The sequence below is a fragment of the Kitasatospora sp. NPDC092948 genome, assembly GCF_044754805.1.
Classification (GTDB): domain Bacteria; phylum Actinomycetota; class Actinomycetes; order Streptomycetales; family Streptomycetaceae; genus Kitasatospora.
Genome location: NZ_JBIVPU010000001.1, coordinates 1060520 through 1086796, shown reverse-complemented (window position 1 = coordinate 1086796; position 26277 = coordinate 1060520). Strand labels below are relative to the sequence as shown.

20 protein-coding genes and 1 riboswitch are annotated in these 26277 nt (G+C 73.9%); of the genes, 12 read left to right on the top strand and 8 right to left on the bottom strand.

Annotated features, from left to right (window positions below):
• Positions 1-53: 53 nt before the first annotated feature.
• The gene (locus ACIQF6_RS04440; RefSeq protein ID WP_400889963.1) at positions 54-1244 is read right to left on the bottom strand and encodes an alpha/beta hydrolase family protein; all 1191 of its coding nucleotides are present in this window, start codon (positions 1242-1244) and stop codon (positions 54-56) included.
• A 28-nt stretch (positions 1245-1272) separates the two neighbouring features.
• Positions 1273-1455, bottom strand: coding sequence for a hypothetical protein (locus ACIQF6_RS04435; protein ID WP_400889961.1), 183 nt, complete (start codon positions 1453-1455; stop codon positions 1273-1275).
• Positions 1456-1461: 6 nt separating this feature from the next.
• On the opposite strand from ACIQF6_RS04435, the gene ACIQF6_RS04430 reads away from it, so the two are divergent.
• The 4 genes from ACIQF6_RS04430 (at position 1462) to cobM (ending at position 5663) form a co-directional block, all read left to right on the top strand.
• Positions 1462-1908: a MarR family winged helix-turn-helix transcriptional regulator gene (locus ACIQF6_RS04430; RefSeq protein WP_400889959.1), complete on the top strand. Its 447-nt coding sequence runs from the start codon at positions 1462-1464 to the stop codon at positions 1906-1908.
• 373 nt (positions 1909-2281) lie between these two features.
• Positions 2282-3523, top strand: a complete 1242-nt coding sequence (locus ACIQF6_RS04425; RefSeq protein WP_400889957.1) for an IS4 family transposase — start codon at positions 2282-2284, stop codon at positions 3521-3523.
• A 140-nt stretch (positions 3524-3663) separates the two neighbouring features.
• A complete protein-coding gene (gene cbiE / locus ACIQF6_RS04420) occupies positions 3664-4926 on the top strand; it encodes a precorrin-6y C5,15-methyltransferase (decarboxylating) subunit CbiE (RefSeq protein WP_400889955.1) in 1263 nt (420 codons plus the stop codon).
• Positions 4923-5663: a precorrin-4 C(11)-methyltransferase gene (gene cobM / locus ACIQF6_RS04415; protein ID WP_400889953.1), complete on the top strand. Its 741-nt coding sequence runs from the start codon at positions 4923-4925 to the stop codon at positions 5661-5663. Before cbiE ends, cobM begins: the two co-directional genes overlap by 4 nt.
• A gap of 36 nt (positions 5664-5699) precedes the next feature.
• Here the strand turns inward: cobM and ACIQF6_RS04410 are convergent, their stop codons facing one another.
• From ACIQF6_RS04410 to ACIQF6_RS04400, 3 genes are read right to left on the bottom strand one after another with little or no spacing between them, the layout of a single operon-like run.
• Positions 5700-6377 carry a bifunctional 4-hydroxy-2-oxoglutarate aldolase/2-dehydro-3-deoxy-phosphogluconate aldolase gene (locus ACIQF6_RS04410; protein WP_400889951.1) on the bottom strand — a complete coding sequence of 226 codons (678 nt, stop codon included), beginning with the start codon at positions 6375-6377 and terminating at the stop codon, positions 5700-5702.
• 55 nt (positions 6378-6432) lie between these two features.
• Complete coding sequence (locus tag ACIQF6_RS04405) at positions 6433-8040, bottom strand: amidohydrolase family protein (RefSeq protein WP_400889949.1); 1608 nt, start codon at positions 8038-8040, stop codon at positions 6433-6435.
• A complete protein-coding gene (locus tag ACIQF6_RS04400) occupies positions 8040-9392 on the bottom strand; it encodes an amino acid deaminase (RefSeq protein WP_400889947.1) in 1353 nt (450 codons plus the stop codon). The genes ACIQF6_RS04405 and ACIQF6_RS04400 overlap by 1 nt, the downstream gene beginning before the upstream one ends.
• Before the next feature lie 248 nt (positions 9393-9640).
• On the opposite strand from ACIQF6_RS04400, the gene ACIQF6_RS04395 reads away from it, so the two are divergent.
• The 6 genes from ACIQF6_RS04395 (at position 9641) to ACIQF6_RS04370 (ending at position 16552) form a co-directional block, all read left to right on the top strand.
• The gene (locus ACIQF6_RS04395; RefSeq protein ID WP_400889945.1) at positions 9641-10798 is read left to right on the top strand and encodes a sugar kinase; all 1158 of its coding nucleotides are present in this window, start codon (positions 9641-9643) and stop codon (positions 10796-10798) included.
• Positions 10795-11553, top strand: a complete 759-nt coding sequence (locus tag ACIQF6_RS04390) for an IclR family transcriptional regulator (protein ID WP_400889943.1) — start codon at positions 10795-10797, stop codon at positions 11551-11553. The genes ACIQF6_RS04395 and ACIQF6_RS04390 overlap by 4 nt, the downstream gene beginning before the upstream one ends.
• Before the next feature lie 40 nt (positions 11554-11593).
• A complete protein-coding gene (locus ACIQF6_RS04385) occupies positions 11594-12004 on the top strand; it encodes a RidA family protein (RefSeq protein WP_400889941.1) in 411 nt (136 codons plus the stop codon).
• A 215-nt stretch (positions 12005-12219) separates the two neighbouring features.
• Complete coding sequence (locus tag ACIQF6_RS04380) at positions 12220-13638, top strand: endonuclease/exonuclease/phosphatase family protein (RefSeq protein WP_400889939.1); 1419 nt, start codon at positions 12220-12222, stop codon at positions 13636-13638.
• 58 nt (positions 13639-13696) lie between these two features.
• Positions 13697-15664, top strand: coding sequence for a phosphocholine-specific phospholipase C (locus ACIQF6_RS04375; protein WP_400889937.1), 1968 nt, complete (start codon positions 13697-13699; stop codon positions 15662-15664).
• Between the two features lie 147 nt (positions 15665-15811).
• Positions 15812-16552, top strand: a complete 741-nt coding sequence (locus ACIQF6_RS04370; protein WP_400889935.1) for a cobalt-precorrin-6A reductase — start codon at positions 15812-15814, stop codon at positions 16550-16552.
• Between the two features lie 7 nt (positions 16553-16559).
• Here ACIQF6_RS04370 and ACIQF6_RS04365 read toward each other — a convergent pair whose 3' ends face one another.
• Genes ACIQF6_RS04365 through cobG form a run of 3 tightly spaced genes read right to left on the bottom strand, consistent with a single transcriptional unit; the run spans position 16560 to position 20319 of the window.
• The gene (locus ACIQF6_RS04365) at positions 16560-18197 is read right to left on the bottom strand and encodes a precorrin-2 C(20)-methyltransferase (RefSeq protein ID WP_400889933.1); all 1638 of its coding nucleotides are present in this window, start codon (positions 18195-18197) and stop codon (positions 16560-16562) included.
• Positions 18194-18820, bottom strand: a complete 627-nt coding sequence (locus tag ACIQF6_RS04360; RefSeq protein ID WP_400889931.1) for a precorrin-8X methylmutase — start codon at positions 18818-18820, stop codon at positions 18194-18196. The genes ACIQF6_RS04365 and ACIQF6_RS04360 overlap by 4 nt, the downstream gene beginning before the upstream one ends.
• On the bottom strand, positions 18817-20319 hold the full coding sequence (gene cobG / locus ACIQF6_RS04355) for a precorrin-3B synthase (RefSeq protein ID WP_400889929.1): 1503 nt from the start codon (positions 20317-20319) through the stop codon (positions 18817-18819). Before cobG ends, ACIQF6_RS04360 begins: the two co-directional genes overlap by 4 nt.
• 172 nt (positions 20320-20491) lie before the next feature.
• Positions 20492-20630, top strand: a riboswitch (cobalamin riboswitch).
• A gap of 169 nt (positions 20631-20799) precedes the next feature.
• Here cobG and cobN point away from each other — a divergent pair.
• Together cobN and lnt are read left to right on the top strand one after the other, a co-directional pair.
• Entirely contained in the window at positions 20800-24477 is a 3678-nt protein-coding gene (gene cobN / locus ACIQF6_RS04350; RefSeq protein ID WP_400889927.1) for a cobaltochelatase subunit CobN, read from the top strand.
• Positions 24478-24638: 161 nt separating this feature from the next.
• The gene (gene lnt / locus ACIQF6_RS04345; protein WP_400889925.1) at positions 24639-26198 is read left to right on the top strand and encodes an apolipoprotein N-acyltransferase; all 1560 of its coding nucleotides are present in this window, start codon (positions 24639-24641) and stop codon (positions 26196-26198) included.
• Positions 26199-26277: the final 79 nt, after the last annotated feature.

The window sequence follows — 26277 nt, the reverse complement described above, 5'->3', positions numbered from 1 at the left end:
TGCCCCGGGCGGAGGCCCCGCCGCACCCGTCATGCCGTCATGCCGTCATGCCGTCATGCCGTCAGCAGTGTCTCGGCCAACCAGTCGGCGGTGTCCGGGAGCCAGTCCGTCCGGGCGTTGCCGAGCAGGTGGTTGCCGTGCGGTACGTGCAGCACCTCGGCGTGCGGGAACTGCGCGGCGACCACCTCGGCGTTGGTGACGCCGGGGATCCGGTCCTCTCCGCCTTCGACCAGCAGCAGCGGGACGTGCAGTCGGGGCGCGAGCGCGGCCAGGTCGAGGCGGTCGGCGAAGTCGCGGGCGGCGTCCGGACCACCGCACCGCAGGCCGAGGGTGGCGTGGAGGAACGGGACGAACTCGTCGTGATCCAGCCGGGCTGGACCGCTGACCAGCACCGCCGCCCGTACGCGCGGATCGTGGGCGGCGATCGACGCGGCCAGGTACCCGCCCAGGCTGAGGCCGACCACGGCGATCCGCCCGAGGTCGAGCCCCCACTCGCCGTCGCCGGCGGGGGCGACCTCGGCGAGCGCATCCAGGGCCCGGGCGGCCGCCTGCCGGTGGGACTCCGCGTTCAGCACCGTCGTGGCTCCGAGCACGCCCTGACCGGGACCGTCGATCGCGAGGACGGCGAGGCCACGGGCGAGCAGCGCGTCCACGACGACATGGAACTCCTCCTTGCTGGAATCCATGCCCGACAACACCACAGCAACGGGAAAGCGCTTACCCTCCGCGTCCGCGCTCCCGCTCCGGCTCCCGTCCCCATCCGCGCCCACGCCTACACCGGCACCCGCACCCGCACCCGCACCCGCACCCGCACCGATGAGTGCACCCGCCCCCGCCGGGGTCCGCAGCCATCCCACGAAGCCGTCGCCGGACAGGCGGCGGGCCTGCGGTTCGAGCAGGGCCAGCGACTGTGCCATCGACCGGTCCGCCTCTCCGGCGAGTTCGGCCGCGCGCTCCCGGTCGGGGTCGGGGATCAGGCCCGCGAGGTGGAACCACCTGGCGGCGAGGCGGTGGCGTTCGCCGGCCGTCCGGGAGCGGCCGCGGCGGGCGGCCTGCCCGGCGGCGGCGCGGTGCCGGAGTGCGGCCTCGCGGCAGGCGTCGGGCCACGCCAGCAGGGACTCCAATGGCGCGGTGACCCGGTCGTATTCGTAGAGGTCGACACCCGCGCCGTGGGCCCTCGGGCGGGTCTCGGCGGCGAAGCCGGCGGCCATGCCGGGGGCGGAGAGGAAAGAGAGGTCGGTCATCGGTGTACGGTCCTCCGGAACGCAGGTGTCAGCCGAACTGATAGATCGACAAATCAACATCACAGGACGGGCGGGCATGGCGGAAAGGCGCGCATGCGCAGGACGGCGGCGGCGGGTGCACTGCACCGCTCGCCCACATGCTCAGCACCACGATCATCATCAACACATTGATGACTGTCAACGCCAATACAGTGAACAGCCCTTGTAGCATCGGCGCATGGGAATGCCTGCCAGTGACCGCCTCGGCATCGATCTGCACCTCGCCGACCAGGAGCGGTTGGCCGCCAAGCGCATCGCGGTCGAGCCCGCCGGGCTGACGGTGCCGCAGTACGCGGCCCTGTTCGTGCTGGCCGAGAACTCGGGCATCAGCGGTGCCGCACTCGCCCGGGCCTGCCAGGTCACACCGCAGGCGATGGCCGTGCTGCTCCGTCACCTGACCGAGCGCGGCCTGGTGGAACGCGCCCCGCACCGCTGGCATCGCAACATCCTGGAGACCCGCCTCACCGACCGCGGCCGCGCCACGCTGGAACTCGCCGACGACCGCGCCAGCGCCGTCGAACAGGCCCTGCACGACGAGTTCACCGCCACCGAGCGCGACCAGCTGCGCCAGCTCCTGGCCCGCGCCACCGACGCCCTGCGCCGCGCCGGCGACGCCCTCCGCTGACCCACCGACCCACAACCGCCCGACGGCGTCCGGGCCGTGGTGACTTCGCTGTGCGCGGCTCGTTGAACGAATCGTGCCAGCACCAGGGCAGACCCCTGCACCATCACCGTCCACCGCCCAATCGTCCGCACCGCCCACCGCACCGACGAACGCACGTCCCTCCGCACCGCCCACCGTGCCAACGACCGGACCCGCCACCGCACCGCCCACCGCGTCGACGACCGGACCGGCCACCGCACCAACGGCCGGACCGACGAACGCGCCTCCCATCGCGCCGGCGGGTGGAGCAACGTACCGACCGACCTACGAACCGGCGTACGGCCCCTTCACCGCACCGGCGGACGCCCCGCTCGCGGAGCGCGCCACGCTCGGCATGCTGACTCGCGCCTTCCCGCCCGACCTGGTCGACCAGGTGCTGCTCGACTGCGGCCGGGTCGAGCAGCGCAGCCGCCTGCTGCCGGCCCGCGTGGTGGTCTACTTCGTGCTGGCGATGGGCCTGTTCGCCGAGCGCGGTTACCCGGACGTGGCCCGGCTGCTGGCCGCCGACCTGGCGCGGGAGCCCTGGTGGCCGCACGGCGGGCAGCTGCCCACCGCCGCCGCGATCGGCCGGGCCAGGCTGCGGCTCGGGCCGGAGCCGCTGCGCCACCTGTTCGAACGGACGTGTCCGCCGCCGGCCGCCCGCACCACCGCCGACGCCTGGTTCCTCGGGCGGCGGCTGGTGGCCCTGGACGGCGCCATTCTCGACGTGCCGGACACCCCGCCGAACGCCGCGCACTTCGGCCGCTCGCTCGGCGGCGCCGGCCGCACCGCGCCCCGAACTCCCGCCCGCGCCAAGCACGCTGCGCTCCAGGAGCCCGTCAGCTACCCGCAGGCCCGGGTCAGCGCCCTGGTCGAGTGCGGCACCAACGCCACGCTCGCCGCCGACGTCGGCCCGCTCTCGACCCACGAGCGGGCCCTCGCCGGGGCGATCTATCCGACGCTGACCCGCGACATGCTGGTCCTCGCGGACCGCGGCACGACCGACCCCGCGACCTGGCACGCCGCCCGGGCGGGCGGCGCGGACCTGCTCTGGCAGGTGCCCGGCAATGTCCGACTCCCGTTCACCGCACGGCTGGCGGACGGCTCCCACCTCGCCGGCCCGAGCGGTCCGACCATCCCGACCACTCCGGCGCCGACGGCACTGACGGCACTGACGGCACTGGCGGCACTGATGGCCACCCCGACCACCCCGACCACCCCGGCCGTCCCGATCGTTCCGGCCGCCCCGGGACGCGAACACCCCTGCCCCGCACAGATCCGCGTCATCGACTACACGCTCGACACCGACCGCCCGGGCGCCCGGCCCCGCCGTCTGCTCACCAGTCTCCTCGACCCGGCCGCCGCCCCGGCCGCCGACCTCGCCGCCCGCTACGCCCAGCAGTCCCGCAGCGGGACGGCGCTCGATCGCCTGACGCCTCCTCAACCGGCCCGCACCCTGCGCTCCCGCCACCCGGACGGCATCGAACAGGAGATCTTCGCCCTGCTGCTCCTCCACCGCGCCTTCCCCGGTCCGACCGGCGCCGCGCCCGTCTCCCCCGCGTCACCCGCCGTCCAGCTGGTGTCCGAACCACACTGACGGCTCCGGCTCCGAGGGCCTCCGCGCACACCGGTGTGGCCAATGTCGCACGGTGGATCTCCGCAGCTCGTGGGGGGTGCGGCGGCCTGCTGGGGGTAGGCTGCGGGCTGCCTGTCCCCCGAGCTGTGAGGAGTCTGTGCGTGTCTGCGATCACCGTGGTGGGGGTCGGTGCGGACGGCTGGCCGGGCCTGTCGCAGGCCGCCCGGGAGGCGTTGACGTCGGCCGAGGCGGTGCTGGGCGGGACGCGCCAGTTGGCGTTGCTGCCGGCCGAGGTGACGGCGGACCTGGTGTCGTGGCCGTCGCCGTTGCGGCCGTCGGTGCCCGGCCTGCTGGCCCGCTTCGCGGGGCGGCGGCTGGTGGTGCTGGCGAGCGGCGATCCGATGTTCCACGGCATCGGCCGGACCCTGATCGAGTGCGGCGTGCCGGCCGAGTCGCTGCGGGTGCTGCCGCATCCGTCGTCGGTGTCGCTGGCGTGCGCCCGGCTGGGCTGGCCGGTGGAGGAGACCGAGGTGGTGACGCTGGTCGGCCGCGCCCCGGAGTCGCTGCACGCGGCGCTCTACCCGGGCCGCCGGGTGCTGGTGCTGAGCGCGACGGCCGCGACGCCGGCGCTGGTGGCGAAGCTGCTGACGGACTGCGGCTTCGGCCCGAGCCGGGTCCGGGTGCTGGAGCAACTCGGCGGCCCCGCCGAGGCGGTGCGCGAGGGCGTCGCCGAGGGCTGGTCGCTGCCGCCGGGCGATCCGCTGAACATCCTGGCGATCGACTGCGTCCCGACCGACCCGAACGCGCCGCGCCAGCAGCTGACTTCCGGCCTGCGTGACGAACTCTTCGAATCCGACGGGCAGTTGACGAAGCGTCATGTTCGTGCGGCGACACTCGCGGCACTCGGTCCGGCCCCGGGCGAGCTGCTCTGGGACATCGGCGGCGGCTCGGGCTCGATCGGCATCGAATGGCTGCGCGCGCACCGCAGTTGCCGGGCCGTCAGCGTGGAGCGCGACCCGGTGCGGGTGGAGCGGATCGTCCGCAACGCGGCGGCGCTGGGCGTGCCGCGGCTGCGGGTGGTGCACGGCGCGGCGCCCGCGGCGCTGGCCGAACTGGACGTCCCGGACGCGGTGTTCGTCGGCGGCGGGCTGACCGTGCCCGGCGTGCTGGAGGCGTGCTGGTCGGCGCTGCGCCCGGGCGGGCGCCTGGTGGCGAACACGGTGACGTTGGAGTCGGAGGCCCTGCTCACGCAGTGGTACCGGCGCTACGGCGGGGAGTTGGTGAAGCTGAGCGTCGCGCACGCGGTGCCGGTGGGCGGGTTCACGGGGTGGCGGCAGGCGATGCCGGTCACGCAGTGGAGCGTCGTGAAGGGCGGCGCCGGGGTGTCCGGTGCGGCCGAGGAAGTCGGAGGAGCAGCGAAGTGACGGTCTTTTTCATCGGTGCCGGTCCGGGTGCGGCCGATCTGATCACGGTGCGCGGCCAGCGCACCCTGGCGGCTTGCGGGGTGTGCCTGTACGCGGGCAGCCTGGTGCCGCAGGAGTTGCTGGCCGACTGCCCGCCGGGGGCGCGTCTGGTGGACACCGCGAACCTCGACCTCGATCAGATCATGGCGGAGATCGTCCGGGCGCACGGCGAGGGCCGGGACGTGGCGCGGCTGCACTCGGGCGACCCGTCGGTGTTCTCGGCGATGGCGGAGCAGATGCGCCGCCTGGATGCGGCGGACATCCCGTACGAGGTGGTGCCGGGCGTTCCGGCGTTCGCGGCGGCCGCGGCGGCCCTGAAGCGGGAGTTGACGGTCCCGACGGTCGGCCAGACCGTCATCCTCACCCGGGTCGCTCGGCAGGCCACCCCGATGCCCCCGGGCGAGGAGCTGGCCGTCCTCGGCAGGAGCGGCGCCCTGCTGGTGCTGCACCTGGCCGCCCGCTACGTGGACAGCGTGGTCGAGGAACTCCTCCCCCACTACGGACCTGACTGCCCGGCCGCGGTGGTGGCGATGGCCAGCCGCCCGGACGAGCTGATCCTCCGCGGCACCCTCGGCGACATCGCCGTCCAGGTGAAGGCCGCGGGCGTCGTCCGGACCGCCGTCATCATCGTCGGCCGTACCCTGGCCGCGACCGAGTTCCGCGACAGTCACCTGTACTCCACCACCCGCAGCCGGTAGGCCGCGGGGGCGCGGGAACAGCGGCGGCTGGGCCGGTCAGTCGAGCGAGGCCATGAACGCCTTTGCGCGGCGGGTGATTTCGGCCCAGTCGCCGGCGGCGACGGCCTGCGGGGGGACGACGTCGGTGCCGGCGCAGACGGCGAGGGCGCCGTGGTCGAGGAAGGCTTTGGCGTTGGTGGCGTTGACGCCGCCGGAGGCGACCAGGGGGATGCCGGGGTAGGGGCCGTGCAGGTCCTTGAAGTAGCCGGGGCCGAAGGCCTTCGCGGGGAAGATCTTGACGGCGGCGGCGCCGAGGTCGAGTGCGTCGGCGACCTCGCTGGGGGTCAGCGCGCCCATGACGACGGGGATTTCGGCGTCGTGGGCGGTGGCGGCGACGGCGGGGCGCAGGCCGGGGGTGACCAGGAACTGGGCTCCGGCGTCGATGCCTTCGCGGGCCTGCTCGGCGGTGAGGACGGTGCCGACGCCGATCCGGCAGCCGGCCTTCGCGGCGGCGGCGACGTGGCGGGTCACGTCCGGTGTGGTGAAGGTGAGTTCGGTCCAGGCGATGCCGCCTTCGGCGAGTGCTTCGCACAGGGCGACGGCGTCGGGGATCTCGGGTGCCCGGACCACGGCTATCACGGGCCGGGCGGCCAACGCGGCACGCAGGTCGGTACGCGGGTCGGCACGCGGGTCGGCACGCAAATCGGTACGCAGGTCGGTCACTTCGGTCTCCATACTCCCCAACTCCTGTTTCCTGAAGAACATCTGCCGGTGGGCGGCCGGTCTGCCGTCAGTTCGCTGCCCGGACCAGTCCGTCGGCGCCGCGCCGCAGGGCGCGTCCCGCGAGGTCGCCGGTCGGTTTGCCGTCGGTGAGGGCGGCGACGCCGCCGACCAGGACGTGGGCGATGCCGTCGGCGGGGCGGCGGGGGTGGTCGTAGGTGGCGGTGTCGCGGACGGTCTGCGGGTCGAAGAGGACCAGGTCGGCGTGGTGGCCGGGGCGGATCAGTCCGCGCCGGTCGAGGCGCAGCCGGCGGGCGGGTCGGCCGGTCATTCGGGCGATCGCCTGTTCCAGGGTGAGCACGCCCAAGTCCCGGCCGTAGTGGGCGAGGTAGCGCGGGAAGGTGCCCCAGGCGCGGGGGTGGGGGCGGGCGCCGACGAGCAGGCCGTCGCTGCCGACGGCGTGTGCGGGGTGGCGCATGATGGCGCGGACGTTCTCCTCGTGGCCGACGTGCTGGAGGATGGTGGTGCCCAACTGGTCGGCGAGCAGCAGTGAGAAGAACACTTCGGTGCCGGTGTGGCCCTGTTCGGCGGCGAGTTCGGAGACCGTGCGGCCGACGACGGCGGAGAGCGCGGTGTTGCGGACGCCGGAGATCTGGATGGTGTCCCAGTCGGTGACCACGCCGTGGCAGCCGTCGCTGCCGTGTTCTTCGACGTCGTCGCGGATCCGGGCCCGTGCGGCGGGGTCGGCGAGCCGGGTCAGGGTGGCTTCGGGGCCGCCTTCGGTGGACCAACTGGGCAGCAGGGCGGCCAGCGTGGTGGAGCCGGGCAGGTAGGGGTAGCTGTCGAGGGTGACGTCGATGCCGTCGGCGAGGGCGCTGTCGACCAGGGCGAGGAATTCGCCGGCCCGGCCTTCGTTGACGCCGAAGTTCATGGTGGCGTGGGTGAGGTGCAGCGGGCAGCCGGACCGTCGGGATATCTCCACCATTTCCGCGTAGCCTTCCAACGCGCCTGCGCCGTAGGAGCGTTGGTGCGGGGCGTGGTAGCCGCCGCGGGCGGCGACGATCCGGCAGAGTTCGACGAGTTCGGCGGTGTCGGCGTACATGCCGGGGGTGTAGGTGAGGCCGGTGGACATGCCGACCGCGCCGTCGGCGAGCGCCTGGTCCAACAGGGCGCGCATCCGGTCGAGTTCGGGTTCGGTGGGCGGGCGGTTGTCCCAGCCCATGGCGAGCATCCGGACGGTGCCGTGCGGGGCGAGGTAGCAGGCGTTGACGCCGATGGCCCCGTCGAGGCGGTCGAGGTACTGGCCGACGGTGCGCCAGTTCCAGTCGAAGCCGTCGGGATCGCCGTTCCAGCCGGCGAGTTGGCGGCGCAGCGCGGTGAGGGTGGTGTCGTCGGCGGGGGCGTAGGACAGGCCGTCCTGGCCGAGGACGTCGAGGGTGACGCCCTGGGTGATGCGGGAGGGGTGGTCGGGTTCGACGAGCAGGGCCAGGTCGGAGTGGGCGTGCAGGTCGATGAAGCCGGGGGCGAGGACGAGGCCGTCGGCGTCGATGGTGCGGCGGGCGGTGAGGCCGTGGCCGATCTCGTCGATGTGTCCGTCGGTGAGGGTGACGTCGGCGCGGTAGCGGTCGGCGCCGGTGCCGTCGATGACGGTGGCGGCGCGCAGCAGCAGGTCGGGCATCAGAAGTACGTCCTCACCAGGTCGACCACGCGCGGGTTCCGGGCGTCGGCGTGGTCGACGACGGGGATGAGGCTCCATTTGTCGAAGGCGGTGCAGGGGTGGGAGAGGCCGAGTCGGACGACGGCGCCGATCGGGGCGTTCTCGCCGGCGCCGCGCAGGAAGGTGTGCTGGTCGTTCAGGGCGGTGACTTCGGCGTCCTTCAGTTCGCCTGTGCCTCGGACGAGTTGCGGTTCGGGCAGGCCTTCGTCGAACGGCAGGTCGCGCTTTCCGGCGTCCAGCAGGGCGAGTTGGGGTTCGGGGTGGGAGACGACGCGGGCCCAGCCGTGCATGGCGGAGCGCAGGGGGGTGGCTCCGGTGGTGCGGGCGAGGGGGGAGATGCCGCGGTAGAAGCCGTCGTCGTGGGCGAGGTAGGCGCCGGCCCGGACGATGACGGTGGTGCCGGGGAACTCCTGGGCGAGGGGGGTGAGTTCTTCGGCGACGGTGTCGAAGTAGGCGCTGCCGCCGGCGGTGACGACGGGGGTGGGGGTGGGGTAGTCGGGGGCGAGGCGGCGGTGCAGTTCGGCGAGGTCGCGCAGGTAGCCGCGGACGGCGGCGAGGGCGTGGTGGGAGGCGTCGTGGGCGAGGGCGCCTTCGTAGCCGCCGACGCCGGCCAGGCGCAGGGTGGGGACGGCGTGCACGGCGGCGGCGACGTCGAGGGCGGCGGGGATGCCGCGGGCGCCGGTGCGGCCGCCGGGGCCGCCGAGTTCGACCAGGACTTCGACGGGCCTGGTGGCGCCGGCGGCGCGCAGGGCGGCGTCCATCTGGTGGACGCTGTCGACGGAGTCGACCCAGGAGGTGAAGGCGAATTCGGGGTCGCGGTCGAGTTCGGCGGCGAGCCAGGCGAGGCCGGCGGGGTCGAGCAGGGTGTTGGCGAGCAGCAGGCGCTGGACGCCGAAGGCACGGGCGACGCGCAGTTGGGGCAGGTTGGCGAGGGTGATGGCGTGGGCGCCGGCGGCGAGTTGGGCCTGCCAGAGGGCGGGGGCCATGGTGGTCTTGCCGTGCGGGGCGAGCAGGACGCCGGTTTCGCGGCACCAGGCGGCCATGGTGTGCAGGTTGTGGTCGAGGGCGGCGGCGTCGAGGGTGAGCAGCGGGGTGCCGAGGCTGTCGAGGGTGGGTCCGGTGGCGAGCCAGTCGCGGACGGTGCGGCCCGAGGCGTCGGCGGGGGCGGCTTTGAAGCGCCAGTCGAGGGTTTCGTCGGCGAGGGCGGCGACGGCGGCGGGGTCGATGCCGGGCCCTCGGGCGGGGTCCGCGAAGGAGGCGGGCTCTGCGGCCGGTCGGTGTCCGGTGTGCTGGTGTGCTGCCGTGTTGCTCATGGCTGTGCCTCCGTTCCGGTCCCGGCCCGCCCGACGAGCTGGGATGTTGCAACATGCGCAACCTCTATTGCGCATGTTGGTGTTACGGTTCTAGCATTCACGCCGGACGGCGGTCAACGGACCGCGACGCGGCCCGTCCACCCTCCCACCTGGTACGCAGCGCCGGAGCTCACCGCCGAGAGACGGCCGCGCGGGCCGTTGCGGGGGGAGTTGGGGGGTACGGGCCCGAGGGTGAGGGAGCGGGATTGATGGCGGATCAGGACGGCGGGGCGGCGACCGCCCGGGCGGTGTGCCTGGGCGAGTCGATGGCGGTGCTGCTGCCCGACCGGCCGGGGCCGTTCGAGGCCGTCGGCGCGTTCCGGCCCTCGGTCGGCGGTGCCGAGTCCAATGTCGCCGCGGCGCTCGCGGGGCTCGGCGTGCCGACGGCGTGGATCAGCCGGGTCGGTGCGGACGGCTTCGGTCGCCGCCTCACCGGCGACCTGGCCGCGGCGGGTGTGGACGTCTCGGCCGTCGCCGTGGACCCGCACCGCCCCACCGGCGTCTATCTGAAGGAGACCGGCGGCTCCGACCTGCCGCACGACCTCGGCGCGGGCCGCTCCCGGCTGCACTACTACCGCACCGGCTCGGCCGCCTCCGCGCTCTCCCCCGCCCTGTTGGACGACCCGGTGGCGGCCGCGCTGCTGGACCGCGCCCCGCTGCTGCACCTGACGGGCATCACGCCCGCCCTGTCCGACGACTGCCTGGAGCTGGTCCGCGCCCTGCTGGCCCGCCCCCGCCCGGGCCGGCTGGTCTCCTTCGACCTCAACTGGCGCCCCGCACTGTGGCGGCGGCGCGACCCGTCGGTGCTGCCGGCCCTGCTGAACGCCGCCGACGTGCTGCTGCTCGGCGCGGACGAGGCCGAGGACGCGTTCGGCACCGGCGACCCGGCCGCACTCAGAAAGCGCTTTCCCGCTCCCTCGGTGCTGGTCGTCAAGGACTCCGGACACCTCGTCACCGCGCTCGACCGCAACGGCGGTGCGGTCACCGAGCCGGCGCTCGCCGTCGAGGTGGTCGAGCCCACCGGCGCGGGCGACGCCTTCGCGGCCGGCTACCTGGCCGGCGCCCTGCGCGGGCTCGACCAGCGCGCCCGGCTGCGCCTCGGCCACCTGGCGGCGGCCAGCGCCCTGACCGCGCCGACCGACCACGGCCCCCTCCCGGACGCCCGTACGGTGGCCGCGCTGCTCGCCGCCGACGAGCAGGACTGGGCCGCGACCCGGATCTCGGCGTCCGGCATCGTCTCCCCCGCGCTCACCGCCACGAACCCGCCGGGCGTGGCCACCGCCACGAACCCGCCGGTCGTCGCGGACGGAGGTACCCGTAGCCTCCCCGAAGCCCTCGAAACCCTCGGAACATCGGGACATCCATGAGCCAGACCGTCACCCGCGCCCTGCGCCTGCTCGCCGAACTCGGCGAGGGCGAACGCTCCCTGGACCAGCTGGCCGACCTGATCGGCGTGCACAAGACCACCGTGCTGCGGCTGTTGCAGAGCCTGGAGGAGGAGCGGTTCGTCTACCGTGACGCCCAGTACCGCTACCACCTGGGCGCGGGCCTGTTCGCGCTGTCCAGCCTCGCGCTGGAGCAGCGCGGCATCCGGCGCACCGCTGCCCCGCACCTGGCGGAGCTGAACGCGACGACCGGTCAGACCGTGCACCTGGCCGCGTACGAGGGCGGCGAGGTGGTCTACATCGACAAGTACGACTCGCGGCACCCGGTGCGGATGTACTCGCGGATCGGGCTGCGCGCCGCGCTGCACAACACGGCGGTGGCGAAGGTCCTGCTGGCCGACCTGTCGCCGACCGAGCGCCGCCGGGTGGTGGACACCGTCGAGTTCACCGTCCACACGCCCAACACCATCACCAGCCGGCCCGCGCTGCTCGCCGAGTTGGAGCAGGTCGCCGCGCAGGGCTGGGCGCAGGACCACGCCGAGCACGAGGCGTTCATCAACTGCGTGGCCGCGCCGATCCGGGACGCCTCCGGCCGGGTGGTCGCCGCCGCGTCCATCTCCGTCCCGGACGTCGTCCTCCCCTACGAGCAGGTCCTCGACCTGCTTCCCCAGCTGCTCGCCTGCACCCGGGCGATCTCCGCCGACGCGGGCCTCCCGTCCCGCGGACCTTCCTTCTGACCTTCTGACGTATCGTCAATTCACCTTTGGAGCACCGCATATGAGCGACAAGACCGAGATCCGCACCGACGGCGCGCCCGCCCCGGCGTGGATGTTCTCGCAGGGCGTCCGCAAGGGCCCGATCCTGCAGGTCTCCGGCCAGGGCCCGCAGGACCCGGCCACCGGCGAGTACCTGTACCACGGCGACGTGAAGGCGCAGACCCGCCGCACCCTGGAGAACGTCAAGGCCATCGTCGAGGCCGGCGGCGCGACCATCGAGGACGTCGTGATGTTCCGCGTCTACCTCACCAAGCGCGCCGACTTCCCGCTGATGAACGAGGTCTACGCCGAGTTCATCGACGAGAACGTCAAGCCGGGCGGCGTGAAGCCGTGCCGCACCACCATCTTCGTCGAACTCCCGCAGGAGCCCATGCTGGTGGAGATCGACGCGCAGGCCGTCGTCACCGGCTGACCTTCTGCCGCCGGACCTTCCGAGGGGCCCCCGACCTGCCGGTCGGGGGCCCCTCGGCGTGACGGCGGGCCTGCGACCGCATGTTCCGGGGACGCCCGACGGGCCGTCATGCCGCGTTCATCCGCAGTCCGCCGCCCACCGCCTGAATGGGGTGAGTTGTCCAGCCAACTCAACCATCAGCCGTGGGCGTGCCCTGCGGCGGACAGGACCATCTCGTGGCGACCGGCTCCTCCCTCGTGCTCACCTCGACGGCCGGCCCCGTCGAGGGTGACCGGCTCACCTTCCACTGGGTCACCGACGTTCCCGACGCCAAGAACTGGGTCGGCATCTACGACGGCGACCGCAGGCCGGGCAACGGCGGGTCGCTGCTGTGGAAGTACACGGCCGCCGCGTCCGGCGACGTCCAGCTGGACACCTCGGCGCTGACCGGCGGCCCGTACACCGCCTACCTGTTGGCGAAGGACGGCTACGGCGTCCTGGCGCAGAGCGCGCCGTTCGAGTTCCGGCCGCGGCCGCTGCCGCCCCGGCCGCACTGCGCGGTGGACGCGCTGACGGCGACCGTGGTCGCGCCGAAGGGCGAGGCGCGGATCGAGCTGGCCGGCCTGTGGATGCACGGCACGGGCGCGCCGGCCTTCCGCAAGGTCGGCGGTGACGCCTGGCTGTCCGTCGGCGCGGGCGGCACGGTGACCGGCACCGCGCCGAACGGGACGCTGCCGCGCCCGGCGGTGCTGACGGTGGCGGTGAAGGACCCGTCCGGCGTCACCGACACGCTGACCGTGCAGGTGCCGGTCGACTCGCGCAAGCCCCGGTTGAAGGTCGCGACGCTGAACCTGTGGAAGGCCGGCGCGAACACCGAGGACGCGTTGGAGAAGCAGCTGCGGGTGGTCCTCGCGCAGGGCCTGGACGTGGTCGCCCTCCAGGAGACCGGCCCCGCGGGTGCGCGGGCGCTGGCCGACGCGCTCGGCTGGCACGCCTACCAGAGCGACGTCGGCGTGGGCATCCTCAGCCGCCACCCGCTGACCGAACTCACGCCCACCACCGCCGAGTTGCCCGCCGCAGGCGCCACCGTTCAACTGCCTGGCGGCCGCACCGTCCGGTTCTGGGCAGCGCAGCTGGACGAGAACGGCTACGGGCCGTACGCCGTCCAGGACGGCCGCAGCGCCGCCGAGGTGCTGGCGGGCGAAAGCGCCTCGGTGCGCGGCCGGCAGGCCCGGGCGCTGGCCGCGCTGCTGGCCGCCGAGGCGGGCGCGGGCCGGGCGGTGGTGCTGGCGGCCGGGCTGTCCTCGCCCTCGCACCTGGACTGGACGCCGGCGACGGCCGCGGCGCACGGCGGGATCTCGGCGCTGGCCTGGCCGGTCACGGTGGCGTTGCAGAACGCCGGACTGTTCGACGCGTACCGGCTGGCCCACCCCGACCCGGCCGCGTCGCCCGGCACGACCTGGTCGGTGACGCGGAAGCGGCGCGGCGACCGCCCCGAGCCGCAGGACCGCATCGACCAGATCCACTTCGCCGGGAAGCTCACCCTCGTCGAGGCGCACACCCTGGCCACCGGCTGGCCGCGCCCGGAGCCGGACGCGTCCGCCAACGGATGGCCGTCGGACACCGCTGCCGCCGTCGCCACTTTCACTCTCTGACGTTTCATCACTTTCCTTTCCTCCCAAGCCTTTTCGACATCTCCCGAGAGACCGGCCGATGACTCCCCAGCTGAACCGACGCACGTTCCTCTCCGCCACCGCCGCCGCGGGCGCGGCCACCGTCGCCGGCCTCGCGGCCGGTCCCGAGTCCGCCGCCGCGGGCCGTCCCGCCGGGACCACGGGCACCGTCGCGGATGTCCGGCACGTGGTGATCCTGATGCAGGAGAACCGTTCCTTCGACCACTACTTCGGCACCCTGAACGGCGTGCGCGGCTTCGACGACAAGCAGGCGCTGCAATTCCCGGACGGCGGGAACGTGTTCCGTCAGCCCGACGCGGGCCGCAGCGACGGCGGCGTGATGCTGCCGTACCGGATGGACACCACCAAGTACAACGCGCAGAACGCGGGCGGCCTGCCGCACGACTGGGCGACCGGGCACCAGGCGATCAACAACGGCGCGATGAACAAGTGGATCGCCGCCAAGGGCGAACGCGCCATGGGCCACTTCACCCGCGAGGACATTCCCTACCAGTTCGCGCTCGCCGACGAGTTCACGCTCTGCGACGCCTACTTCTGCTCGCTGGCGGGGCCCACCGACCCGAACCGCCTGTACCTGTGGACGGGCACCAGCGGCCCGGGCCGCGACGGCACCACCGGCCCGTGGATCGACAACACGCCCGTCACCGACAACCCGGTGGCGGACTGGACCACCTACGCGGAGCGGCTGGAGACCGCCGGCGTGAGCTGGCGGGTGTACCACAACCCGAGCAAGGACGACCGGACCGGCGACTACGACGACAACGCGCTGTCCTACTTCCGCCAGTTCCACAACTTCCCGCGCACCGACCCGCGTTACATCAACGCGATGACGAAGTTCGACCCGGCCGCGTTCGACGCCGACTGCCGGGCCGGCACCCTCCCCACCGTCTCCTGGCTGGTCGCCCCGTACCTGTTCTCCGAGCACCCGGACGCCGGGCCCGCGTACGGCGCGCACTGGGTGGACCAGGCCCTCCAGTCGCTGATGGCCAATCCGCAGGTGTGGCAGCACACCGTGTTCCTGGTGATGTACGACGAGAACGACGGCTACTTCGACCACATGGTGCCGCCCACCCCCGAGCCCGGCACCCCGGAGGAGTTCACCCAGGGCCGCGCCATCGGCCTCGGGAACCGGGTGCCGCTGTGGGTGATCTCCCCGTGGTCGCGCGGCGGCTGGGTCAACTCCCAGGTCTTCGACCACACTTCGGTGCTCCAGTTCCTCGAGGTGGTCACCGGCGTACGGGAGCCCAACATCTCGGCGTGGCGACGCGCCGTCTGCGGCGACCTCACCAGCTGCTTCGACTTCACCCGCCCCGACCTGACCATCCCTCGACTTCCCGACACCGCCGCCCTGATGGCCGTCGCCGACGCCCACGCCGGCCTGCCGCCGGTCAAACTCCCCGCCGTCGGCGCCCAGTCGATGCCCGCGCAGGAGCACGGCGAGCGGCCGCACCGCAAACTGCCGTACGGCCCGGGCGCGGAGGTCGCCGTCGACCGGGCCACCGGCCTGGTCCGCTGCACCATGACCAACACCGGCACCGCGGCGTTCCCGTACACCGTCTACCCGAACATCGCCCTGCCGTTCACCGGCACGCCGTTCACCGTGGCCCCCGCCGCGAGCAAGGTGTACACCTGGGACGCCACCGCCACCGACGGCCGCTACGACTTCACCGTGCACGGCCCCGACGGATTCGTCCGCCGCTTCGCCGGCACCGTCACCCGCGCCGACCAGGACGACGTGCCCGTCCCCCTGGTCGAGGCCGCCGTCGGCCGCACCAAGCTGGTGCTGCACCTGCACAACGACGGCGGCACGGACGTCTCCTTCACCGTCTCCCCGAACGACTTCGCCGGGCAGCCGCAGACCGTATGGGTCGCCGCGAACAAGCAGACCTCCGTCGACTGGCCGCTCGACAGCGGGCGTTACGACGTGACGGTGACCGCCGCCACCGGCACCCGGTTCGTCCGCCGCTACGCCGGCACCATGCACTGACCCACCGACCGAACCACCCCTCCCCGCACGGGCCCTCCCCGAACCGCCCTTCCCGAACGAGCCCTTCCCGAACGGGCCCTTCCCGAACGGCCGGCGGCCCCGGTTAGGCTGGTGCGTCCGAACCGCGCCGGCCCCCGGGAGTCCGCCATGCACGTCCTGATCCTCGGCGGCACCAGCGAGGCCCGCCGGCTGGCGGACGTGCTGGCCGCCGACCCGGCCCTGCGGGTGACCAGTTCGCTGGCCGGGCGGGTGGCCCAGCCGCGGCTGCCCGCCGGGGAGGTGCGGATCGGCGGCTTCGGCGGCCCCGCCGGGCTCGCTGCCTGGCTGCGCGGCCACCGGGTCGACGCACTGATCGACGCCACGCACCCGTTCGCCGAGACCATGAGCCGCAACGCGGCCCTGGCCGCCGCCGAGACCGGGACGCCCCTGCTGGCGCTGCGCCGCCCCAGTTGGCTGCCGCAGGACGGCGACCGCTGGCACTCGGTGCCGAACCTGGCCGCCGCGGCGGACGCGCTGCCCGCACTCGGCGCCCGGGTGTTCCTGACCACCGGACGCCAGGGCATCGCCGCCTTCGCCCACCTCGACACCCTCTGGTTCCTGGCCCGTTCGGTGGAACCGCCGGCTCCCCCGATGCCGGCGTCGGTCGAAGTCCTGCTGGAGCGCGGGCCGTTCACCCTGGACGGCGAACGCGACCTGCTGCGGACGCACCGCATCGACGTGCTGGTCACCAAGGACAGTGGCAGCGCCGCCACCGCCCCCAAGCTGACCGCCGCCCGCGAACTCGGCCTGCCCGTGGTGGTCGTGCAGCGCCCGGCCGCCCCGCAGGGCGTGCCGACCGCCCCGGACGTCGCCGGGGCAGTCGACTGGCTGAGGCAGACGAGGAATTGACGAATCGTCAGCTCTCCGGATAGCGGCGCGGCGTCCACACCACGTCGGTGCCGTTGGCGCCGTCGCCGCCGCGCCGGACCCACTGGGTCTGGGTGGAGCCGATCAGCAGCAGGGTGCGCATGTCGACGTCGGCGGGGTCGAGTTCGGCCAGCGCGACGGTCCGGACCCGCTCGGTCGGGCCGCCGACATCCCGGGCCAGCACCACCGGGGTCGCCGGGTCGCGGTACTCGAGCAGCAGGTCACGCGCCGAACCCACCTGCGTGGTACGTGACTTGGAGCCGGGGTTGTACAGCGCGAGGACCAGGTCGGCTTCGGCGGCGGCGCGCAGCCGGCGGGCGATCACCTCCCACGGCTTGAGCCGGTCGGAGAGCGAGATCACCGCGTAGTCGTGACCGAGCGGTGCGCCGGCCCGGGACGCGGCGGCGTGCGCGGCGGTCATCCCGGGCAGCACCCGCACGGGGACGTCCCGGTACGGGTCCTCGCAGGCGGCTTCCAGCACGGCGGTGGCCATCGCGAACACGCCCGGGTCGCCCGACGAGACGACCGCGACGCGGCGACCGCGACGCGCCAACTCCAGGGCGAATTCGGCGCGTACGCCCTCCACCTTGTTGTCGGAGCCGTGCCGCACCTGCCCGGCGCGGACCGGCACCCGGTCCAGGTACGTGGTGTAGCCGACCAGGTCGGTCGCGCCCGCGAGCGCCCCGCGTGCCTCCGGAGTCAACCACAGCGGCCCGGCCGGCCCGGTCCCGACCACCACCACCTCGCCCACCGGCCTTTCGCCGCCCGGAAGTTCACCGTCCGGGATCTCGCCGTCCGGGAGTTCACCGTCCGGGAGTTCGGGAGCCGCCAGCGCTTCGAACGGCCGGCCGTCGGAGTCCAGCGCGGCAACCCGGCTGGGCAGCACGGCAACCGAGAAGTACGGCACGCTGTCGGCGTCGATCTCGGCGAGCAGGCCGGTGCGTTCGCCGTCCATGGTGGCGCGCTCGACGTAGCGGGCCTCCGCCAGACGGCCGACCCGTTCCAGCGCACGGCGCACCGCGGGGAAGGTGCGGCCGAGCTTCATCACGACGGCGGAATCGGTGGCGGCGAGGCGCGCCGCCAACTCCTCCTCGGGCAGGGTGCCCGGAATGACCGTCAGCACTTCCTCGGCCTCCACCAGCGGGGTGCCCAGGCGGGCGGCGGCGGCGCTGATCGAGGTGACGCCGGGCACCACCTCGGTGGGGTAGCGGTGCGCGAGGCGCTTGTGCATGTGCTGGTACGAGCCGTAGAACAGCGGGTCGCCCTCGGCCAGGACGACGACGGTACGCCCGGCGTCGAGGTGAGCGGCGAGCCGCTCGGACGCCTCCTGGTAGAAGTCGTCCAGCGCGCCCCGGTAGCCGCCGGGGTGCTCGGTCGTCTCCACGGTGACGGGGTACATCAGCCGCTCTTCCAGCTGATGGCCCGTCAGATAGCGTTCCGCGATGGCCCGGGCGTGCGAACGGCCGTGCCGGGCGCAGTGGTAGGCGATGACGTCGGCCTGTCCGATGAGTTCGGCGGCGCGCACGGTGATCAGCGACGGGTCACCCGGTCCGACGCCGACGCCGTACAGCCGTCCGGTCTCCGGACTTTCCCGGCCTTCTCGGCCGGGCTCCTGACGATTCGTCATTCCTGTTCACTCGCAATCGCGTTGATCGCGGCAGCGGCTATCGCGCTGCCGCCCCGGCGGCCCCGGACCACCAGGTGTTCCAGTGCGGCCGGGTGTTCGGCCAGGGCCTGCTTGGACTCGGCGGCGCCGATGAAGCCGACGGGGACGCCGATCACGGCGGCGGGTCGGGGTGCGCCGGCCTCGATCAGCTCCAGCAGGCGGAACAGCGAGGTGGGGGCGTTGCCGACGGCGACCACGGCGCCCTCCAGGCGGGGCAGCCAGAGTTCCATGGCGGCGGCGCTGCGGGTGGTGCCCATGGTGCGGGCGAGTTCGGGCACCGACGGGTCGGTGAGGGTGCAGATCACCTCGTTGTCGGCGGGCAGCCGCTTTCGGGTGACGCCGCTGGCGACCATGTTGACGTCGCAGAGGATCGGCGCACCGGCGCGCAGCGCGCGGCGGGCGTCGGCGACCACGTTCGGCGACCAGAGCAGGTCCTCGACCAGGTCGGTCATGCCGCAGGCGTGGATCATCCGCACCGCGACCTGGGCCACGTCGGCGGGCAGCGCGGCGAGGTCGGCCTCGGCGCGGATGGTGGCGAAGGACTGGCGGTAGATGGCCGCGCCGTCCTTCTCGTAGTCGATCATGCGGTCCTCCGCCATTCGGCATTGCGCGCCTCGGCGACTGCCTCGGCGAGGTTGTTCGTTGTCACGTCGTTCGTCGTCGCGTCGTTCGTCGTCGCGTCGTTCGCTGTCACGTCGCTCGTCGTCGCAGCGTTCGCTGTCGCGGCATTCGCTGTCGCGGCGCTGGCGGCCGTGGCGCTCGGAGTCGTGTCACTCGTTGTCACGTCGCTCGCGGTCGCGGCGCTCGCGGTCGGGCCGTCCGAGCCGGTCTCCCGAACCGTGCCGATCTCTCGGACCCGGCCGTCCACGGCGATGCGGTGTCCGGTGGCGGTGGCCAGCACGTCGACCCAGCGTCCGGCGGGGTGTCCGCAGCGGCGTTCGCAGCCGGACCAGTGCACGGGCAGGCCTTCGGCGGGGACGGTGGCGATGGTGCGGGTGGCCTGCGCGCGGACGTCGGCAAGCGCTTTCCCGCAGCCGGGCAGGCCGGTGCAGGCGCTGACCCCCTCCCAGGGGCCGCCGGACTCGACCCGGAAGCCGGCCTCGGCGAGCCGCGGCAGCGCGTCGGCCGCAAATCCAGCCCCGGCCGAGGGCACGACGACGCCGCGCCACGGCGTCAGCCGTACGCTCTCGCCGCCGTCCGGCCCGAGCACCTCGGCCAGCAGCCGCCACTGCGAACTGCTCGCCCGCCCGAACCTCAGCCCGACCGAGACAGCGCTCCCCCCGAGGCCGACACTCCCCCCGGAAACGGCGCTCCCCCCAGAAACGGCGCTCCCGGCCGGAACAGCGCTCGCGACCATGCCCAGCGCGGGCCGTTCGCCGGCGAATCGCGGCAGCGGAACGTCACCGTCGGGCAGTTCGGCCTGGACTTCGCGCAGGTGCCAGGCGCGTCCGTCGGCCAGGTCGAGGAAGTGCCGGGCGGCGTACAGCGCGGCGGACACGGGGTGGTCGACGGTGGTGGCGCGGTGGGCGCGGCCGAGGCGCAGCAGGGCGCGGCCGTCGCCGACTGCGATCAAGGTCACATCGGCGTCGAGGGCGGCGGTGTCGCCGCGGCCGTCGTCGAGGGCGAACAGGAATTTGCCGGAGAGTCGGGCGGCCCATGGCGCGGCGCACAGGGAGGCGTCCAACTCTCGTACCCAGTGCGGCAGGTCGACGTCGGGGCAGCCGTTTCCGTCGAGGCCGGCCAGCGGTGAGGCGACGATGTTGCGGACGCGTTCGTGGGTGTCGGAGGGCAGCAGGCCGACGGTGCGCAGCCGTTCGGCGAGGTCGTCGGCGCAGTGCTCGGGCAGGCCGCGCAGCTGGAGGTTGCCGCGGGAGGTGATCTCGATGTCGCCGTCGCCGAGCGTGTCGGCCGCGTCGGCCACCGCAAGCATCTGACGGTACGTCAAGTAGCCGCCCGGTAGCCGGAGTCGGGCGAGGTGGCCGTCCTCGGCGGGGTGCAGGCGGAGCGCGCCGGGGCAGGCGTCGGCGCGGCCTCGGTCGGGCCCGACGATGGGTGCCGCGAAGGCGTCGGGTGTGGGTGGCATGGCGGCGAGCATACCCATGGCCGCGGGTCGTGCCGATGTCCCGGCCGTCGCCGCCCGGGGGTGTGGGCCGGACGAACGCCCAGCTCAGGGCGGGGTTCGGGCGACGGCGGCGGGCGTTTCGGGTGCGCGGCGCACGTCACACTCCCCCGACGCGCCATCAACCCGTACGATGCTGGCGGGCACCTCTCGGGGTGTCCGCTGCCAGCGACGGCACAGCGGAGGAAGTCCGGTGAGAATCCGGTGCGGTCCCGCCACTGTGACCGCGGCTCAGTGAGCCGTGGGAGCCAGGAACTCCGGCCGTCCTCCACTGCCCGGGGCGAGGACCCCGAGGAAGGCCTGTGCCATGCGCTGCCGCATGCCCGCATCCTGGCGGGTGCCCGTGGGCTCTGTCCCCGTCGGGCCTCTCCGCGTCCTCGACCGCATCTGTGTTCCCACGACCGGGTTGTCCGCGCTGTTCGAGACGCCCGGGAGGGCTTTCGCATGATCCTGCTGCTGTCCACGTCCGACACGGACCTGTTGAGTGCCCGGGCGTCGAGCGGTCCGGTGCGGTTCCGGTGGGGCAATCCGGCCCGGCTGGACCCTGCCGATCTGCCGGAACTGCTGGACGGTGTCGAGCTGGTCGTGGTGCGCCTGTTGGGCGGGCGCCGGGCGTGGCAGGAGGGGCTGGACGCGCTGCTCGCGGGGCCGCGTCCGGTGGTGGTGCTGACGGGTGAGCAGGCGCCGGACGCGCAGCTGATGGAGTTGTCGACGGTGCCGGCGGGCATCGCGGCGGAGGCGCACGCGTACCTGGCGCACGGCGGTCCGGCGAACCTGGCGGAGCTGGGCGCGTTCCTGTCGGACACGGTGCTGCTGACCGGTCACGGTTTCGCGCCGCCGGCGTCGGCCCCGTCCTGGGGTCCGCTGGAGCGCACCGCCCGCACCTCGGCGGAGCGCGCCTCCTCGCCGGAGCATCCCGCGTCCGCCTCGGCGGAGCCCGCCACGCCCGCGTCGCACGAAGGCCCTCGGGTCGCGGTGCTGTACTACCGGGCGCACCACATGAGCGGCAACACGGCGTTCGTGGAGACGCTCTGCCGAGCGATCGAGGAGCAGGGTGCGCAGGCCCGCGCGTATTTCTGCGCGTCGCTGCGCGGTGCGGAGCCGGAGTTGCTGGCGGAGCTGGGCGCGGCCGATGTGATCGTGACGACGGTGCTGGCGGCGGGCGGCACCCGGCCGGCCGATGCGCAGGCCGGTGGTGACGAAGAGGCGTGGGACGCCGGGGCGTTGGCGGCGTTGGACCGGCCGATCATGCAGGCGCTGTGCCTGACCTGGTCGCGGGCGCAGTGGGAGGGCAGCGACGACGGGCTGTCGCCGCTGGACACCGCGACGCAGATCGCCGTCCCGGAGTTCGACGGCCGGTTGATCACCGTTCCGTTCTCCTTCAAGGAGGTCGACCAGGACGGGCTTACGGTGTACGCGGCGGACCCGGAGCGTGCGTCGCGGGTGGCGGGCATCGCGGTGCGGCACGCCCGGCTGCGGCACACGCCGGCGTCCGAGCGTCGTCTCGCCCTGGTTCTGTCGGCTTATCCGACCAAGCATGCCCGGGTCGGCAACGCGGTCGGTCTGGACACTCCGGCGTCGGCGATCCGGCTGCTGGAGCGGCTGCGCGCGGAGGGCATGGACCTGGGTGACAGCCTGCCGGGTCTGCACACCGCGACCGACCACCAGCACGAGGGCGATGCGCTGATCCACGCGCTGATCGAGGCCGGCGGCTACGACCAGGCGTGGCTGACGGAGGATCAGCTGGCCCGCAACCCGGTGCGCATCCCGGCCGCCGACTACCGCCGCTGGTACGCGACGCTGCCGGCGGCGCTGCGCGAGCAGGTCGAGGAGCACTGGGGTCCGGCGCCGGGCGAGCTGTACGTGGACCGTTCGCAGAACCCGGACGGCGACCTCGTGCTGGCGGGTCTGCGCTCGGGCAATCTGCTGGTCCTCATTCAGCCGCCGCGCGGGTTCGGCGAGAACCCGGTGGCGATCTACCACGACCCGGACCTGCCGCCGAGCCACCACTACCTGGCGGCGTACCGGTGGATCGCGGCGGCCGAGGCGGACGGCGGGTTCGGTGCGCACGCGGTGGTGCACCTGGGCAAGCACGGCAACCTGGAGTGGCTGCCGGGCAAGACGGCTGCCCTGTCGGCGGAGTGCGGCCCGGACGCGGTGCTGGGCGATCTGCCGCTGGTGTACCCGTTCCTGGTGAACGATCCGGGCGAGGGCACCCAGGCCAAGCGCCGGGCACACGCCACGCTGGTCGACCACCTGGTGCCGCCGATGGCGCGCGCGGATTCGTACGGCGACATCGCCCGGCTGGAGCAGCTGCTGGACGAACACTCGAACATCGCGGCGATGGACCCGGCGAAGCTGCCGGCGATCCGGGCGCAGATCTGGACGCTGATCCAGGCCGCCAAGCTGGACCACGACCTGGGGCTGGACGAGCGGCCGGAGGACGACGGCTTCGACGACTTCCTGCTGCACGTCGACGGCTGGCTGTGCGAGATCAAGGACGCGCAGATCCGTGACGGCCTGCATGTGCTCGGTCAGGCCCCGGTCGGCGTGGACCGGGTCAACATCGTGCTGGCGATCCTGCGGGCGCGGCAGATCTGGGGCGGCGTCAGCGCCCTGCCGGGTCTGCGGGAGGCCCTCGGCCTGGACGAGGCGGCGCTGACGCTGGGGGCGACGGACGCGGCCGAGGCACAGGCGCGGGCGCTGGTGGAGGCGATGGAGGCCGAGGGCTGGGACCCGGCGGCGGTCGCGAAGGTCGCTGCGGGTCTGCCTGCGGCCGTGGCCGAGGTACTGTCCTTCGCGGCTGCCCAGGTGGTGCCGCGACTGGCGTCCACCACGGACGAGTTGGACGCGGTGCTGCACGCCCTGCAGGGCGGGTTCGTGCCGGCCGGGCCGTCGGGTTCGCCGCTGCGCGGGCTGGTCAACGTGCTGCCGACCGGCCGGAACTTCTACTCGGTGGACCCGAAGGCGGTGCCGTCCCGGCTCGCCTGGGAGACCGGGCAAGCGCTTTCCGCTTCCCTGATCGAGCGGTATCGGGCCGACAACGACGGGCAGTTCCCGCCGTCGGTGGGCCTGTCGCTGTGGGGCACCTCGGCGATGCGCACCGCGGGCGACGACATCGCGGAGGCGCTCGCCCTGCTGGGCGTCCGTCCGGTGTGGGACGACGCCTCGCGCCGGGTGACGGGTCTGGAGGCGATCCCGCTCGCCGAGCTGGGCCGGCCGCGGATCGATGTGACGCTGCGCATCTCCGGCTTCTTCCGGGACGCGTTCCCACACGTGGTGGCGCTGCTGGACGACGCGGTGCGGCTGGCGGCCCGGCAGGAGGAGCCCGCGGAGCAGAACTTCGTCCGGGCGCACGTCCAGGCGGACCTGGCCGAGCACGGTGACGAACGCCGGGCCACCGTCCGGGTGTTCGGCTCCCGCCCGGGGACGTACGGCGCGGGTCTGCTTCAGCTGATCGACAGCCGGGACTGGCGCACCGACGCGGACCTGGCCGAGGTGTACACGGTGTGGGGCGGCTACGCGTACGGCCGGGACCTGGACGGGCGGCCGGCCCGGGAGGAGATGGAAACCGCTTACCGCCGGATCACGGTGGCGGCGAAGAACACCGACACGCGCGAGCACGACATCGCCGACTCCGACGACTACTTCCAGTACCACGGCGGCATGGTGGCGACGGTGCGTGCGCTGACGGGCAGCAGCCCGGCGGCGTACATCGGCGACTCGACCCGCCCGGAGACGGTGCGCACCCGCACGCTCACCGAGGAGGCGGCGCGGGTGTTCCGGGCCCGGGTGGTGAACCCGCGCTGGCTGGAGGCGATGCGCCGGCACGGCTACAAGGGCGCGTTCGAGATGGCCGCGACGGTGGACTACCTGTTCGGCTACGACGCCACCACCGGCGTGGTCGCGGACTGGATGTACCAGAAGCTCACCGAGGAGTACGTCCTCGACCCGGTCAACCGCGAGTTCTTCGCCGAGGCCAACCCGTGGGCGCTGCACGGCATTTCGGAGCGTCTGCTGGAGGCCGCCGAGCGCGGCCTGTGGGCGGAGCCGGACCCGGCGCTGCTGGCGGAGCTGCGGCAGGTGTTCCTGGAGACCGAGGGAGACCTGGAGGACGAGTGACGCCCGGAGGCGAGTGACGACTGAGGGCGAGTGACGCCGGAGCCCGGGTGAACGCCGGAGCCCGGGTGAACGCCGGAGCCCGGGTGAACGCCGGACGACACTTGACGTGCGAGTGATCGTGAAGGGGTGTCTTCCGGCCCGCCCGGGCGGACAATTTCCGCATGAACCTGCGAACCGCCCTGACCCGCCCGGCGCGCTACGGCGCGCTGGTCGCGGGCGCGTTGCCCGTCCTGACGTTCCCCGGCGCCGGTCTGGCCGTCCTCGCCTGGGCGGCGCTGGTGCCGGGGCTGCTGCTGATGCGGGCGGCGGGCTCGGCGCGCGAGGCGGCGGTGCGCGGCTGGTGGTTCGGCGCGGGGTTCATCCTGACGGCGATGTACTGGCTGATCCCGTCGATCGGTCCGGCGCTGCCGCTGCTGGCGGTGGTGTTCGGGGTGTTGCAGGCGCCGGTGGGTCTGGCCGTGTGGTGGCTGCTGCACGGCGAGTTGACGCTCCGCCGGTCGGCGGCGGCGACGGTGGTCGTCCCGGCGGTGTGGGTGAGCGCCGAGTTCGCCCGGTCCTGGCATGCGCTGGGCGGGCCGTGGGCACTGTTGGGCGCCTCCCAGTGGGAGCATCCGGCGGTGCTCGGCCTGGCGTCGATCGGCGGGGTGTGGCTGGTGAGCTGGGCCCTGGTGGCGGTCAACACTGCATTGACGGTGCTGGTGCTGGCCCGCGACCGGTGGCTGCGGCTCGCGGCGGCGGCGACCGCGCTGGTCGCGGTGGTGTCGGGTCCGCTGGCGTTCGCCGCGCAGCGGGCACCGGCCACCCGCGGTTCGGCGTCGGTGGCGCTGGTGCAGGCGGGCCAGACCCCGGACGAGCGGGCCCGGTTGGAGGCGAACATCCGGATCACCCGCCGGCTCTCGGGCAGCCCGGTGGACCTGGTGGTATGGGGCGAGAGCTCGACCACGGCCGACCTCGACCGGGACACCGCCACCCTGGACCGGCTGGCCGCCCTGTCGCAGTCGACGGGCGCGCCGCTGCTGGTCGGCGAGGACGCCCGGAAGGCGGACGGCCGGATCTCCAAGGACGCGGTGCTGGTGGACTCCTCGGGCATCGTGGCGCGTTACCGCAAGATCCGGCTGGTGCCGTTCGGCGAGTACATTCCGCTGCGTCCGCTGCTCGGCTGGATCGCGGGGGTCAGCGCGGCGGCGGGCGAGAACCGGGCTCCGGGCCGTTCGGTGCACCTGCTGCCGGTGGTGGGCCAGAGCGGCCGCCCGCTGCCGGTCGGCGCGCTGATCTGCTTCGAGTCGGCGTTCCCCGACATGTCGCGCACCGCGTCCCGGCAGGGCGCCGAGCTGATCGTCTACCAGTCGGCGACCTCGACGTTCCAGTCCACCTGGGCGCCGGCGCAGCACGCCTCGCTGGGCGCGATCCGCGCGGCGGAGACCGGTCGCCCGGTGGTGCAGGCCGCGCTGACGGGCGAGTCGGTGGCGTACGACGCGCAGGGCCGCCGGCTGGTGCACCTGACCACGGGCGAGTCCGGCGCGGTGACGGTCCGGCTGTCGCCGGCCGACCCGGCGGCTCGGACGTGGTACGTCCGGCTGGGCGACTGGGTGCCGCTGTCGGCGCTGGCGGTGACGGCGGCGGCCGGGGCGACGGCACTGCTGCCCCGGCTCCGTCGCCGCCACCACCGCCCGGGCACGCCGTCCGAGCCGTCGCCCGGCCTGCCGTCCGCGCGGGTCTGAACCGCCCTGCCGTCCGCGCGGGGCCGAACCGTCCCGCCGTCCGCGCGGGGCCGAACCGTCCCGCCAGGCAGGTCCGAAA